Origin of the sequence: Kineococcus siccus, assembly GCF_009906795.1 — a bacterium.
Lineage (GTDB): Bacteria > Actinomycetota > Actinomycetes > Actinomycetales > Kineococcaceae > Kineococcus > Kineococcus siccus.
The window spans coordinates 34,714-49,343 of sequence record NZ_JAAALN010000001.1; the positions used below are offsets into that span (position 1 = coordinate 34,714).

7 protein-coding genes are annotated in these 14,630 nt (G+C 70.5%); 3 read left to right on the forward strand and 4 right to left on the reverse strand.

Annotation, left to right across the window (positions count from 1 at the left end; genetic code table 11):
• Positions 1 to 20 precede the first annotated feature (20 nt).
• Entirely contained in the window at positions 21 to 1,415 is a 1,395-nt protein-coding gene (locus tag GTR02_RS00180) for an ADP-ribosylglycohydrolase family protein (protein WP_166605448.1), read from the reverse strand.
• Between the two features lie 95 nt (positions 1,416 to 1,510).
• Between GTR02_RS00180 and GTR02_RS00185 the strand changes: the two genes are divergently transcribed.
• Positions 1,511 to 2,791 carry a DUF4143 domain-containing protein gene (locus GTR02_RS00185; protein WP_205708352.1) on the forward strand — a complete coding sequence of 427 codons (1,281 nt, stop codon included), beginning with the start codon at positions 1,511 to 1,513 and terminating at the stop codon, positions 2,789 to 2,791.
• Positions 2,792 to 2,804: 13 nt separating this feature from the next.
• Here the strand turns inward: GTR02_RS00185 and manD are convergent, their stop codons facing one another.
• On the reverse strand, positions 2,805 to 4,025 hold the full coding sequence (manD, locus tag GTR02_RS00190; protein WP_166605449.1) for a D-mannonate dehydratase ManD: 1,221 nt from the start codon (positions 4,023 to 4,025) through the stop codon (positions 2,805 to 2,807).
• 164 nt (positions 4,026 to 4,189) lie between these two features.
• On the opposite strand from manD, the gene GTR02_RS00195 reads away from it, so the two are divergent.
• Positions 4,190 to 7,489: an AAA family ATPase gene (locus tag GTR02_RS00195; protein ID WP_166605450.1), complete on the forward strand. Its 3,300-nt coding sequence runs from the start codon at positions 4,190 to 4,192 to the stop codon at positions 7,487 to 7,489.
• Between the two features lie 10 nt (positions 7,490 to 7,499).
• Positions 7,500 to 8,720, forward strand: a complete 1,221-nt coding sequence (locus GTR02_RS00200) for a 5-methylcytosine restriction system specificity protein McrC (RefSeq protein ID WP_166605451.1) — start codon at positions 7,500 to 7,502, stop codon at positions 8,718 to 8,720.
• 615 nt (positions 8,721 to 9,335) lie between these two features.
• On the opposite strand, the gene GTR02_RS00205 is transcribed toward GTR02_RS00200, so the two are convergent.
• Together GTR02_RS00205 and GTR02_RS00210 are read right to left on the reverse strand one after the other, a co-directional pair.
• Positions 9,336 to 10,730, reverse strand: a complete 1,395-nt coding sequence (locus GTR02_RS00205; RefSeq protein ID WP_166605452.1) for a hypothetical protein — start codon at positions 10,728 to 10,730, stop codon at positions 9,336 to 9,338.
• Positions 10,731 to 11,233: 503 nt separating this feature from the next.
• The gene (locus GTR02_RS00210) at positions 11,234 to 14,326 is read right to left on the reverse strand and encodes a DEAD/DEAH box helicase (protein ID WP_166605453.1); all 3,093 of its coding nucleotides are present in this window, start codon (positions 14,324 to 14,326) and stop codon (positions 11,234 to 11,236) included.
• Positions 14,327 to 14,630 lie beyond the last annotated feature (304 nt).

Below are 14,630 nucleotides of genomic sequence, written 5' to 3' on the forward strand. Positions count from 1 at the left end.
GGCGGAAGGCGCTCCGTCGGTCATTCGCCCTCGGGCCCCCACCTGTCCAGGGCTGTCGTGAAGCTGTCGTTCCAGAGGCTGAGGTGCGGCCAGACCGCCGCGACCCACTGGGTCGCCTCCTGTGGCGAGAGGCCTTCCTCCCGCATGGCCCATGCCCGCAGCACCAGCCCGGTGCGCGAGGCGCCGGCGTGGCAGTGCACGAGCACCCGCCGGCCGTCGGCGCGGAGGGCGGCGATGTCGTCCAGGACGTCGTCGAGGACGGTGACGAGCACGGGGTTGCTGTCGTCGTCGGTGAGGTAGGCGAAGCGCTGCACGTCGTGGCCGAAGCGTCCGCCGGTGCGGCACAGCGAGACGACGGCGAAGTCGCGGTCGCTGCGGCGCGCGCCGTCCAGGTCCGCCGCCCACACGCCGGGGGTGACCTCGACGGCCTTCTGGCCGCGGGTGGGCGGCGGCTCGTGGAGGCGGACACCGCGGTTCCCGTCCAGACGTGCGGCCAGCAGCTGCAGGTCGCGCAGCTCCCATACCTCCGGCCCGAAGCCCGGAATGCGGCCGTGGACGACGGACGTCCAGCGGATCGGGATGCCGGTGATGCCCGCCCGGGCGCCGGCGAGCGCGCCGGTGACGCAGGCGACCGTGTCGGTGTCCCCGCCGAGGTCGACGACCAGGCGCAGCGCCTCCTCGAACGTGGTCGAGTGCCGGAGCGCCCACAGCGCCGACCCGAGCGTCGGCCAGACGGCGCCGTTGGCCTCGGCCGCGTCCTCCGGTCGCCACTCCGGCGCGCACACCTGCGCCCACTTCGCCCGGTGCGGCTCCGCCACGAGCGGCAGCGCCGCAGCCACGGCCTCGTCGGCGTCTCCGCCGTCCAGGAGCACGCGCAGCACCTCGTGAAAGAGCGCGCACCCCTCCCCGGCCGCGGGATCGCCGTGGGTGAGGGCGCTGATGCGCCGGGCGGCGTCCATCGTCGCCTCCCGCCCGGCGCTCGCGAAGAAGATCGCCGCCGGGGTGGTGCGCATGAGCGACCCGTTGCCGGCGGCCCGGTTCCCGGCGCGCACGTGCTCAGCCGCGGCGGTGTCCCAGGGCAGTCCCGACTGCAGCACCGCGCGGGTCTGGATGCCGATGTCCGGCGGGTCCGCTTCCGCCCAGCGCCGGAAGCGGTCGAAGACGTCGGCCTCGTCGAGGTCGTCGCGCTCCACGAGCGACTGCCCCACCAGCAGCGCCATCTGCGTGTCGTCGGTGAACTCGCCCAGCTCCCAGTCCAGGGTGCCGCCGCCGCACATCTCGGTGGCGACGCCGCGGGCGGAGGTTGGGAAGCGGCCGCAGAAAGCGTCCGGCGGACCGAACTCGAACGGCGCGCCCAGGGCGTCGCCGACGGCCGAGCCCACGAGGGCGCCCATCACGCGGTGCAGTCGGTCCACGTCCCCTCCTTCGTCGAGCTCGGCGGTCGTCAGACGGTAGCGCCGAACGGCGCCAAACAGTAGCGTCTGAATCCGCCAAAAGGTAGCCTAGGTGGGTGCCCAGTCCGCCGCCGTACGCGGCCCGCGTCGTCGATGCAGAGCTGCAGGAGTACCTGGCCGGCCTGGCTGCAGTCGCTCTGGAGGGCGCGAAGGGCGTCGGCAAGACGCGGACGGCGCTGCAGCACGCCCGCACTGTCGTCCAGCTCGACGACCCCGCGCAGCGAGACCTCGTCGTCGCGGACCCGAACCGGGCGCTGCGCGGGCCGACGCCCGTCCTCGTCGACGAGTGGCAGCACGTCCCGTCCACCTGGGACGCCGTGCGACGCGCCGTGGACGCCGGTGCCGCACCGGGGTCGTACCTGCTCGCACGATCAGCCGTGCCTCGAGACCCCGGTGTGCACAGCGGGGCCGGCCGGATCGTGCGCCTGCGCATGAGGCCTATGACCCTCGCCGAGCGCGGCGTCGGCCGACCGACGGTCTCCCTCGCGGACCTGCTGACCGGTCGACGGCCCGCTGTCGCCGGCACCACGACCGTCGGGCTGGACCAGTACGCCGACGAGATCTGCCGCTCCGGTTTGCCGGCGATCCGTGCGCTGACACCACGGCTGCGCCGGGCCCAGCTCGACGGGTACGTCGACGCGATCATCGACCGTGACTTCCCCGACCTCGGCCGCGCGGTCCGCAACCCCGCAGCGTTGCGCCGGTGGATGGCCGCCTACGCCGCCGCGGAGTCGACCACGACCGCGTACGACCGGCTGCTCGAGGCCGCCACCCCCGGCGACGTCGACAAGCCCGCGAAGACCACGACCACCGCCTACCGCGACATCCTCGAACGCCTGTGGTTCCTCGACCCTGTTCCGGCGTGGACCCCGTCCCGCAACCACCTGGCCCGCCTCGGTGCCGCCCCCAAGCACCACCTCGCCGACCCGGCCTTCGCCGCCCGGCTGCTCGGAGTCGATGCCGACTCCCTCCTCGGTGCGGCACCCTCCCGCGGGGCCGGCCGGGAGGCGACGCTGCTCGGGCAGCTGTTCGAGTCGCTCGTCACCCTCGACGTCCGCGTCCACGCCCAGGCCGCCGAGGCCCGCACGGGTCACCTGCGTCTGCGGGGCGGCGACCACGAGGTCGACCTCGTGGTGGAACGGGGCGACGGAAAGGTCGTCGCCATCGAGGTGAAGCTCGCCGGCACGGTCACCGACGCGGACGCGAAGCACCTGCACTGGCTGCAAGAGACGCTCGGCGACGACGTGCTCGACGCGGTGGTGGTCACGTCGGGGGCGGACGCCTACCGGCGGCGGGACGGGATCGCTGTTGTGCCGGCGGCGCTGCTCGGGCCCTGAACCCGGCTGCCACTCACCAGTCGTGGACGGTTCCGTCCGCAAGCCGGTTCACCGGCAGGTAGGCCGGGACGTAGGGGTGCGCCGCCCCGAGCTCCTCGTCGTACTCGACGCCGATGCCCGGCGCCTCGCCCGGGTGGAGGTGGCCGTCGGTGAACGTGTAGGCGTGCCGGAACACCTCGTTCGTGGCGTCGGTGTGGCCCGAGTACTCCTGGATGCCGAAGTTGTGCACGGCGAGGTCGAGGTGGATGGCCGCGGCCATGCCGACGGGGGAGATGTCTTCCGGCCCGTGGATACCGCTCTTGATCTGGTGCTGGTCGGCGAAGTCGAACAGCTTGCGCAGCGGAGAGACCCCGCCGAAGTGCGTGACGGCGGAGCGGACGTAGTCGATGAGCTGCGCGCTCACCAGCGTCTGGTAGTCGAAGACCGTGTTGAACACCTCCCCGACCGCGAGGGGGGTGGTGGTGTGCTGCCGCACGACGCGGAACGCCTGCTGGTTCTCCGCCGGGGTGCAGTCCTCCAGCCAGAACAGCTCGTAGCGCTCGATGTCCTTGCCGAGCTTCGCGGCCTGCAGCGGCGTGAGCCGGTGGTGGGCGTCATGCAGCAGTGGGAGCTCCGGCCCGAACTCGTTCCGGACCGCCTCCAGGACCGTCGGTAGGTGCCGAAGATAGGCGGGGGTGTCCCAGTCCTCCACGACGGGGAGGGCGCGCTGGTCCAGCCTGGTGGCGTTGGCCGCGATCACCTCCCCCGTGTGCACGCCGTAGACCTTCTCCAGCCCGGGGACACCCGTCTGCACACGGCTCGCCTGGTACCCCTCGGCCTGCCGCGCCCGCACGGAGTCGAGCAGCTCGGGGATGTCCCGACCGTTCGCGTGGCCGTAGGTGCGCACCCGGTCGCGGGAGGCGCCGCCGAGCAGCTGGTAGAGCGGGAGGTTCGCGACCTTCGCCTTGATGTCCCACAGCGCGACGTCGACGGCCGCGATCGCGGCCATGGTCACCGGACCCCGGCGCCAGTACGCACCGCGGTACAGCGGCTGCCAGGTGTCCTCGATGCGGTGCGGGTCGGTGCCGATCAGCAGTGGGACGACGTGCTCGCGCAGGTAGGTGACCACGGCCTGCTCGCGGCCGTTGAGGGTGGCGTCGCCGAGGCCGGTGACACCCTCGTCGGTGGTGATCTTCAAGGTGACGAAGTTGCGGCCGGGACAGGTGACGAAGACGGCAGCGTCGACGATCTTCACGGTTCTCCCTGAGGTTGCGTGTCCACTCCCCGGTGGTGTGAGCCTAGGGCGAGGTCGAGACCCGTGAGGGCGCGACCGGCACGGCCCACGACGTCGTGCGGTCAGGCGGACGGTGACCGGCCAAGCCCCAGTACTGTGAGTCATCCCAGGTGACGGAGGATGGTGTGGGCAGCTCAGTGGACCTCTTCGACGGCTTCACAGAGCCCCAGCCGTTCACCCCTTCCGTCTTGCCGACGGCCCCCGAGGGCGCAGCGGTCCACGTCCTCCGGGACGCGGACGGGACGGTCGTCTACGTGGGCTCGACGGGCGCCCTCCGGCAGCGGCTGCGCCAGCACCTCTCTGGCGGTTCCGTCCTCCGCGACCAGGTCCTCGCAGAGCTCGACCCGGCCGTCGAGTCGCTCCCGGAGACATTCGCGCGCCACACGATCGCCTGGCGCGAGGTGGACGACCCGGTCGCCGCGAAGGCTCGACTGCTCCAGCACCTGCGACCTCGCTACAACCGGCAGGCGAGGCAGAGCGGCACCACGTGGTGGGTCAACCAGGGCCAGGCCTACGCGGACGAGTCGAGGCTCGGCGTCGTCTTCGCCGGCCTCGTGGGCAACGCTGTCGCTCACCACCTCGACGTCGCTCGGATGGCCCTCGGGGACACCGTCGTGCACTACCGGCGGGGTCACGTCGTCGCGCTCGGGGAGGTCGTCGCCGCGCCCGTGCAAGCCCGCCGCCCCTACGGACCTGTGGGCGGACGTGACCACGGGTGGCTGGTGCGCGTCGAGTACTTCCCCCTCGCGGAGGGGCTTCCGCTGGCCTCCTTGCCCGTCCGGTCGACGAGCGACGGTCCGTTCGACGTCAACGGGAACGTCAAGCAGGGCTACCTGTTCCGCCTCAGCGACGGCTACGCCGAAGACCTGCAGGCCCTCGTGACGTGGCCGGCGGGATCACCGTGGGCTGACGGCGAGCGGAAGCTGTGGATGTTCCAGGCGAACCCGAAGCAGTGGGACCTGGCAGCGAAGCTGCCGGACATGCCGCCGGGGCACGTGGAGGACTGGACCGTCACCCGCTACCGCACGGAGATGCGCCCCGGTGACGGAGTCCTGCTGTGGGCGTCCGGACCCGAGGGAGGCATCCACCTCGTGGGCCGCCTGACGTCCGAGCCCCAGCAGAGTCCCACCCCCGACTTCCGGCCGGCCGACGCGGATCCGAACGAGTACCGCGTCGACTTCCGCGTGGTGCGACACGTGGTGCCGCACATCACCCGCACCCTCGCCAAGAATACCCCGGAGCTCGCCGACCTGGCCGTCCTCAAGCTGGCCAACGCCACCAACTTCCGCGTCACCCCGCGTCAGTGGCGGGCCGTGCACGCCCTCATCCCGCTCGGGGACGGTCCGGAGACCACCGGCTGGACGTCCCTGCTGCACTGGGCCGAGCGCTTCGCTCAGACGGTGGACCTGGACGCCGACCGCCGAGGCCCGTTGGCCACGGCTGAGCTCCTCGCCATGACGCGGACGGCACTCGCCGACGGGGACTGGCGGACGACGCTCTCGACGGCACTCGGGACCAGCGAGCTCGACGGTCAGGTCACCGACGAGCTGAGGACGTGGCTGGCGGCCGACGCGCCCTCTGTGCGTCGGGCGCTGGACGCCCTCTGGGCCGACGGTGACGTCGAGGCCGGGATCACGACCTTCGCGCAGCTCGCACCGTCGACCATGTCGGCCTCCAGCTCGTGCGCGGTCCTGGCGTCCTTCCTGCTCGGTGCACGGGACGTCACGCGCTACCCGCTGCACCAGCTCCGAATGCTCGAGAAGGCGTACGCCCTCGTCGAGTGGCCGCACGAGCGCAGCCTCGACCCGGCGGTGCTGTACACGCAGGGGCTCGAGTTCCTCGACGAGTTCCGGGACCGGCTCCAGAGCACGGCGGCGCGAGAACTGCGGGACCGCCTCGACGCAGACGTGCTGCTGCGCCGTGTGCTGTCGGGGAAGGCGCTGCAGACGTGGAGCCAGCAGGACAAGGACGCGTACGCGCGGTTCGTCGGAGGGAGCGGCATGGATGACCTGGCGGACCTGGTGGCTCTCTTCCGGCGGGAGCGGGGGTACCCCACGGAGATCGACGTCCAGCGGGGCGTCGAGAGGGCGGAGCTCGCGGTCGCCCTGACTACGGAGGCCCTCACCGACCTCAACGTCCCCGTGTTGCACCGTCTCGCCGGCCCCGCTTACGGGTCACCGGGACCGCAGCCCGGCTTCAACGCCCTCCTGAGCGACGACGTGGGCCGCGCTCAGGTGGCGCGCACGCTGCTGCACCTCCTGCACGGGGACGGTCCCCTCGTCGACCGGCTGGCCGACTGCCTCCAGGGTGGGTACAAGCTGCTCCGGGTCGGCGAGGCCGTCCTGGTCAAGGCGCTGGCGGTCGCTCAGCCCCAGGCGTGGTTCCCCGGCTACGTGTCCCGCGGGGAGGCGGGGAAGCTCGCCGTGCTGGATCTGCTGGGTCGTCCTGATTCCCGTGCGGGCTCGCAGGCCGAGGTCGCCGTGCGCACCAACGAGACCATCAGGCGGTTGTTGGAACCCCACTTCGCCGACGACTCGTGGGCGATGCAGGCCTTCTCCTGGTGGCTGCTGCACCGCGAGCACGTGCCGGAGTCGTCGCTGGCGACGTTGGCCGACGAGCTCTACCTGACCGAGGAGTTCCTCGCAGAGAGCGTCGAGCTGCTCGAGGACAAGGGGCAGGTAGTGTTCTACGGTCCGCCCGGGACGGGCAAGACCTTCGTCGCTCGTCGGCTGGCCGGTCACCTGGCGCGCGGGGGCGGGCTGGTCGAGAAGGTGCAGTTCCACCCGTCCTACGCCTACGAGGACTTCATCGAGGGGTACCGGCCACGCCTGTCCGACGGCGGTCAGGTCACCTACGAGGTCGTCGACGGCCCGCTGAAGAAGATCGCTGCGCAGGCCAACGAACGTCCGGACGTGACGCACGTCCTGCTCATCGACGAGCTGAACCGCGGCAACGTCGCGAAGATCCTCGGCGAACTGCTGTTCCTGCTGGAGTACCGCGACGAGGAGATCCGGCTGCAGTACTCCGAGACGCCCTTCGCGCTGCCGGTCAACCTGAAGATCATCGCGACGATGAACACGGCCGACCGGTCCATCGCGCTCGTCGACACGGCCCTGCGGCGACGCTTCCACTTCGTGCCCTTCTTCCCCGACACCCCGCCGATCGACGGCGTGCTGCGGCGCTGGCTCGGCGACCACGCTCCGGAGCTCGTTTGGGTGGCTGACGTCGTGGACCGGGCGAACGCCGAGCTCGCCGACCGCAACCTCGCCATCGGCCCTAGCCACTTCTTACGACCCGGTCTGACGGAGCAGGTGGTCGAGCGCGCGTGGCGCTACTCGGTGCTGCCCTTCCTGGAGGAGCACTTCTACGGCGACCCGACGGCGTTGGAGCGCTTCGCCCTGGACCGGCTCCGCTCGGGTGGGTGAGCGGTTGCTGGTGCTGACGGAGCACCAGCTGAGCGATCCCGTCGAGCTGTCCGTCGCGGAGAGGGACGCGCTGCGGGACGTGGTCCCCGGCTTGTCCGTGGTGCCAGAGCCGGGTTCCACCGACCGCTACCGCCTCACGTGTGGGTCGACTGTCGGAGTCGTGCAGGTCGGGGACGTGATGCTCGAACTCCGGCCCAAGGTCGGTCTCGCGCCATTGCTGTTCATGCTGGCCTACCGAGCGTCGCCCGCGGACTGGCGGTCCGAGACGACGCTCGCGGCAGACACGACGATGAGCGAGGCGCTGGTCGAGCTCTTCGCCCGCTTCACCCGGAACGCGACCCGCGCCGGGCTGCTGCACTCCTACCGACGCCAGCAGGACGCGGCGACCACGGTGCGCGGTCGGGTGAGGATGACCGACCAGATGACGCGACGACGGGGGATGGCCCTGCCCGTCGAGGTGGAGTTCGACGAGTTCACTGCCGACATCTTGGAGAACCAGGTGCTCCGCACCGCGGTCGACGTGCTGCGCCGGCTGCGACTCCGCTCGCAGGGGTCTCGCCGCACCGTCGACCGGTTGCACCACCTCCTCCACGACATCTCGCCGCTCGCTGACACCCGGCGGGTCCCAACGCCCCTCTGGACCCGGTTGAACGTGCACTACCGACCGGCCTTCTCCCTCGCCGCGAGCCTGATCACCGGCGGACTCGAAGCGCGCGCCGGCGAACGCTTCGGTGCAGGCCTCCTGGTCGACATGAACGCGGTCTTCGAGGAGTTCGTGCGCGCGGCGCTGCGCGAGGCGATCGGCGCCAGCGAGAGAGAGTTCCCCGTCGGCAGTGCTGGACTGCGTCGGTGGCTCGACGTCGAGCACCGGGTGCCGCTGGAGCCCGACCTCACCTGGTGGCAGGACGGCCGCTGCGTGTTCGTCGGGGACTGCAAGTACAAGCGGACGACCGGCAGCATCCCCAACGCGGACGTCTACCAGATGCTCGCGTACCTGACCGCGCACGACCTGGACGAGGGCTTGCTGATCTACGCGGCGGGGGAGGCGGACGTCGGAGACGTCCGCATCGCCGCGGCGGGGAAGACGGTGCGGGTACGGACGTTGGACGTGGCTGTTCGGCCTGGCGCGCTGCTCGAGGCCGTTGCCGTTCTCGCTCAGGCGGTGCGGCTGAGTGCCACTCAGGCTCATGAGGCGTCACCCCCGGCGAGGTGGGCAGCTACGCTCCCGTAGGCAGCCGTGCGGTGTGCCCCCCACGGCCTCGAGCGTCCGGGTGGAAGAGCGCCTGACGTTTCGGGCGGAAGCTGGGGTGGTCAACAGGCCAGGTCACTCGGGCCGGAGATCTGGGTGGCGGTGCACGGCGAGCTGGCACCCGCGTTGTGCGTGACGTCCGCCGTCGCCTCCTCAGCCGTTGGTGCATTGGTTGATGCACCGCGGGTAGGCACTCAGAGGTGTGATGGGCCGAGGCCGAGGCCGAGGCCGAGGCCGAGGCCCGACGCTGACACGGCGGCCCGATGGGCCGGCCTTCGCAACCGCAGTGGCGGCACCAGTCGTCGGGTTCGGTGACCCGGCGTTCCAGTGCCCGCGATGCTGGTCAGGCCCAGGTCGCCCAGACCGGTGAACGTGGTCAGGTCGGGGGTGGCGGAAGGCAGCGTCGGGCACGTCGAGGTCTTCCGGGTGGTACTCGTGTAGACACCTCCGTCATCGAAAGGCTTCAACCCCTACCTGGCGTACCTTTGGTCAGGCCGCCTTGTCCTGCATCGTGAAGAGCGTGGAAGAATGACGGCGGCGACCCTGGGGAGGGGTGCCTCGACGACTGACGATGCATCCCCCCTCGGAAGAGCCCGTTCACGAATCGACGCGCCCTGAAGGATGTGGTCGGGGTTCGTCGACCTGTGCTTCGTGTGCGCGCTTGCGCTGGAACAAGTGGCCAACAGCTCCTGCGACGTCGGTGGCAGCTAGCTTGACCGCCGCTCCGGCAGACTTCGCTGCTGCCGCTGCTCTTGTCCGGTCCGGGTCTTCGTCGCCGTCGAGGTCGAGGTCGAGGTCGACGGACCGGAAGACCCCGGTGGCGCGGTCGAAGGTTTGGTCGCCGAACCGCTTTGCAGCAACGGCTCCTTCGGCCGTTCCAACGCGAACCATTTCTAGTACTTCGCCCGCGGCCTGGCTCCAACGCTTTGCCCTTGTCGACTCGACGTCGGACTCGATTCCAAGCCGTCCACGGAGGCCGCGAACCTCGTCAGCGATCTGGTTGCTCGACTCGACGGCGGCGGGTGAGTCGAACGGGTTGGTGAGCACCTTAGCGTTGGCCTTGTGCACGGTCGCGTCCATCTGCGCCAGCAGCGCGGCAGTGCTCCGCTCGATCCGCTCGAGACGGTTCTGGCGTGCCTTCAGCAGACCCGCGTGGTGGCTGTCGAGTTCCTCGGGCGAGGCGTCGAGTACGTGGTCGAGTTCGAGCACCGACACGCCCTCCTGGAGCTGAAACGTGCGCGCGAGGACCGCGAGCCACTCCCGCACCTTCGGCTCGGCCTCCTGTGTCGCTTTAGCGATCTTGCCGACATCGGCCTTCCTCTGAAGCTTTTCGGCAATCGCGTCCAGCTCACGCAGCGCATACGCCTGCGTTCGAGCGAGCGTCTGTGAGGTGGCCTGCACCTTCGACCAGGTGATTTGCGACACGCGGCCGACCTCGTCGCGGACGATCAGCGCGTCTTCAATCGTCAAGTCCACGCCGATCATGTCAGCGAGCACAGCATCCTTCTGCCCACGGAGGACGTCAGTGACCTTCTCATCGATGAGTTCGAGGTACTCGACGATCTCGTCCATCTGCTGCTGCATCGCGTACTGCGACATGACTGCTCCGACCCCAGCGAGCACTGCGGGGTTGGTGAGCATCGTTCCCGATCTCGTGACGACCTGCAGAATGTGTTGCGTGCTGCCCTTGTTGTTCACCGCGATGGCCCGCGAGACGCCCTCGGTAGCCCCTTTCATCAGCTGCAGGTCCCTCATGGCCCGCGCCGACTCCTCGGTCAGCTTCACCCATCGCCCAGCGTTCGTCGCGACGGTTTCGCCTGCCTCGGCGACTCCGCCGCCGGTCTTCGTCGCTGCTCGAACTCGACGGAGGTCGAGAGTCTTCGAGGGAAGCTTGTCGATCCCGGATGACAGGAAGAACCGCTCGACATCGTCCGCCGCGCCGATGACTGCGAGGCCGCTGCCATCGCTGATCAGTTCGAGTTCACGGCTCATCGCTCTCCTCAAGCTGCGCGGGCGTTCGTCGCCCTTCGGGGTGCTTCTACGGGAACGATACCTTCGGGCGCCGACGTTGGGGGCGATCACGAGATGCTCTTGAGACACGCCGAGCGGACACGCTTTACATGGTCGCGGGAGTCGGCGTGGGCAGAGGCTTCGCGGAGAGACCGACGCGCAGGATTTCGTCGCCTTCAAGGCGCGTTGAAACGGATATAGAGGACACCACGGAGAACGGCGCTCGCTTGGTCGGGGCCGCCTCGACCGGTGTGATGTCGAGAGCGGTGGCGAACGCCGCCGACGTGCTCGCGTACTCAGATCGGACCGGCACCAGCGACGGACCGACCGAGGCCATCGGCTGTCGACTGGAGCACCTGCACGGGTCGCCGCTCGGGTTCGGATGAAGACGGAGTGCATCGCCCGGTCCAGCTCGAGGCCGGAAGATGCAGACCCTAGCTACACCCTCGTTCGTGAAGAGCCAAAATGGTCAGTCTCCACGGACATCAGCTGGCGTTGACCAGGGCGGCTTCTGCGAAGAAGTCCGTTGGCATCGAGTGGTGCAGCCGCCAGGTGATGCCGATGGGCCGTTCGCCCTCGTGCGACACGTAGTCGGCTGGCCCGAGGAACAGGTAGGGCTCGGCGCCCATGTCGCCCTGCTTGCGCTGCCGCGCGAAGAGGAGGACGTGCGTGCCGAGCGTCCGGTGGTTGAGGTAGCGCTGCCCGGTGGCGGACGCCACGGTCGTGCGCGACTGCGACTCCCAGTGGAAGAGTTCCCGCGTGAGCGGGTAGTCGCGGTACATGGTTGTGGGCGAGTAGTCGGCTTCCGACTTGGCCAGCGTGACGAGGAGGGCGTCGGTCCGCCGCTCGGGCGCCCAGACGACTCCCTCGCGGAAGGACACCGGCGGCCGCGCCGGGGTGGCCACACCGAGTGCGCTGACGATCTCGTCGCGGGAGTAGCGCGCGTGGACGCTGAGCGGCAGGTCGGCGCGGTCACCCGTGAGGGCGGTCGTCGGGTGGCGGGCGGCATCGAAGGCGATCTCGACGAGCTGACTCAGCTCGTCCCGCACCGCGGCCTCTCGCCGCAGGACGTCCAGGACGGTCGGCAGGTCGCCCGGTGCGCCCGATGGCCAGAGGGAGCTCGTGAGCATGCCGGCGAGGTGGCGTTCGACAGGGGAGAGCGCATCGGGACTGACGTCGTCGGTGAGCATTCGGCGGTAGGCGTCGTGGCGGGCGCGGTCGTCGACGTGGGTGACGGCACGGACCCGCCTCAGCAGGGTGGTCTCGAGGGGTCCAGTCGGACGCTCCTCCACGCCGGCGCGTCGCCGCAGGTCCGTCCACGAGCGGTTGGTGCCGAGGAGTTCGCGCACGCTCAGGCCGCTCTCGTCGAGGAAGTCGGCGATGCGGTTCGCGCCCCTCGCCCGGACCTCGGCCAGGATGGCGCGCGCTCGCGGGCTGAGCTGGCGCTGGATGCTGGCGAGGACGCGCTGCTGCACCACCTCGTCGAGCACGATCGAGCACCCGGCGGGGAGGAAGGGGAAGCCCTGCTCCGCCTGGTGCTGTAGGTTGCCGCGGCTCGCGCCCGTGAGGGCGCGGAACCGGGTGTCGAAGCGGAAGTCGGCGTTCTGATGGCCGACGAAGTCCAGGGCTGTCAGCACCGGCTTGCCGGGCGCCGTCCGCAGCCCACGCCCGAGCTGCTGCAGGAACACGGTGGAGGACTCGGTCGGTCGCAGGAAGAGGACGGTGTCCACCTGGGGGACGTCGACGCCCTCGTTGTAGAGGTCGACGGCGAAGACGATGCGGACCTCGCCGTCTCTCAGCCGACGCAGGGCCGCGGCGCGTTCCTCGGGTGTGCTGCTCCCGCTGACGGCCAGCGCGTCGATGCCCGCGTCGCGGAAGACCCGGGCCATGTAGCGGGCGTGCTCGACGCTGACGCAGAAGCCGATGGCTCGCATGGTGCGGACGTCGCTCACCCGGCGGCGCAGCTCGCGCAGCACGAGGCGGGCGCGGGCGTCGTCGCCGGTGTAGAGGTTGGTCAGCCCTTCGACGGCGTACCCGCCGCGGCGCCACGTGAGGTCGCGGAGATCCGTACCGTCGTCGACCGCGAAGTAGTGGAACGGTACGAGCAGGTCGTCCGCCAACGCGTCCCACAGGCGCAGTTCGGCCGCTGTGCGACCACCGAAGACGGCCAACACGTCCTGCCCGTCGGCGCGCTCCGGCGTCGCCGTCAGGCCCAGCAGCTCGATCGGCTGGAGCCGCCCGAGGATCCGCTGGTAGCTGCTCGCGCTGGCGTGGTGGCACTCGTCGAGCACCACGACGTCGTACCGGTGGGGGTCCAAGGCTTCGACCACGTCGGCGCTCAGCGACTGCACGCTCGCGAAGACGTGCGTGCCCCTCCGCGGGCGCTCGCCTCCGACGAGCAGCTCACCGAAGGCGCCGTCTCCCAGCACCTCACGGTAGGTGCGGCGCGCCTGCTCGAGGAGTTCGCGACGGTGCGCGACGAACAGCAGCGTGAGGTCCCGGCCGTGCTGCTCGCGCAGCTGTCGGTAGTCGAACGCGGCGAGGACGGTCTTGCCGGTGCCGGTGGCAGCGACGACCAGGTTGCGGTGGCGGTCGTGCAGCTGGCGCTCGCCGGCGAGCTGCTCGAGCATCTCCTGCTGGTGAGGGCGAGGGGTGACCTCCAGGCCCGAGAGGTCGACGGGTGTGCCGGGACCGCGCTGGCCACCCGCGTCGGCGAGCGCCGCGTCCAACCGCTCGCCGTCGCGTGCGGGCACGTACGTCTCGAACGAGCTGCTGGCCCAGTAGCTGGCGAAGGTCGCGTCGAACTTCGCCAGCAACGCCGGGTTGGCCACGGCGGAGAGCCGGACGTTCCACTCCAGGCCGTCCAGCAACGCTGAGCGCGAGAGGTTGGACGACCCGACGTACGCGGTGCTGAACCCGGTCTCTCGGTGGACCACCCACGCCTTGCCGTGCAGTCTGGTCCGCGTCGTCTCGTAGATGACCTTGACGTCGGCGCCGAAGTCGTTGACCAGGGCGTCCACGGCCCGGCGCTCCGTCGCTCCCATGTACGTCGTCGTGATGACACGGAAGGGGACGCCGCGGTCCCTCAAGTCCGTGAGAGCCCGCTCCAGCAGCTGCATCCCGGACCACTTCACGAAGGCGCACAGCAAGTCGACGCGGTCCGCACTGGCCAGCTCGGCGCGCAGCTCCGCCGCGAGGCTCGGGTCGGCTGAGCTGTTGGTCAGCAGGGCCGCCTCGGACAGGGGAGTCGCGGGTCGAGTGGTCGCCGGCTGCGCGAGGGCGCGTGCCCGGTGGGCTGACAAGAGCTGTCGAGGCGCATCGGCTGTGTCGGCCATCGGCATCGCTCGCGACTCCCCTAGGGCGTCGAGAACACCGCGCACGAGCGCGAGGCGCTCGGAGCGGTCCGTCGTCGCTTCCAGCGACCGCTGAACCAGGGCGCTGACGTGCCGAGCCAAGACGTGCGGCGCATCCGCGTCATCAACGCTGCTGACGACCGTCGTCCAGTCCTGTGCGCTGGCAAGCGCAGCTGCGAGGTCTTCCGCGATGAGGACTTCGTGCAGGCCTTCAACGAGTCTCACGTCTTCCGTGCTCACCTTTGCACCTTCTCAGACGAGGACACCGATCGTCCGGGATGGCCGGCGCGCGGCCTCAGCGGGACTGCGACCGCGTGACCACCACGAGCTCGACGGGGGAGTCGTCGCCGGCTCGTGTGAGCACCGCTGATAGGTCGGACCAGCGCAGCCCGCCGATGCCGGCCCCGATGCGTGGGACGCCGAGCCTGGCGAGGTCACGGCCCTCCTCCGCATCGAGCAGGGCGGCGCTGAGGCTGATGTCGATCGCGTCGAGCCGCGCGTCTGAGCCGGACTCGAGCTGGGTCGCGCG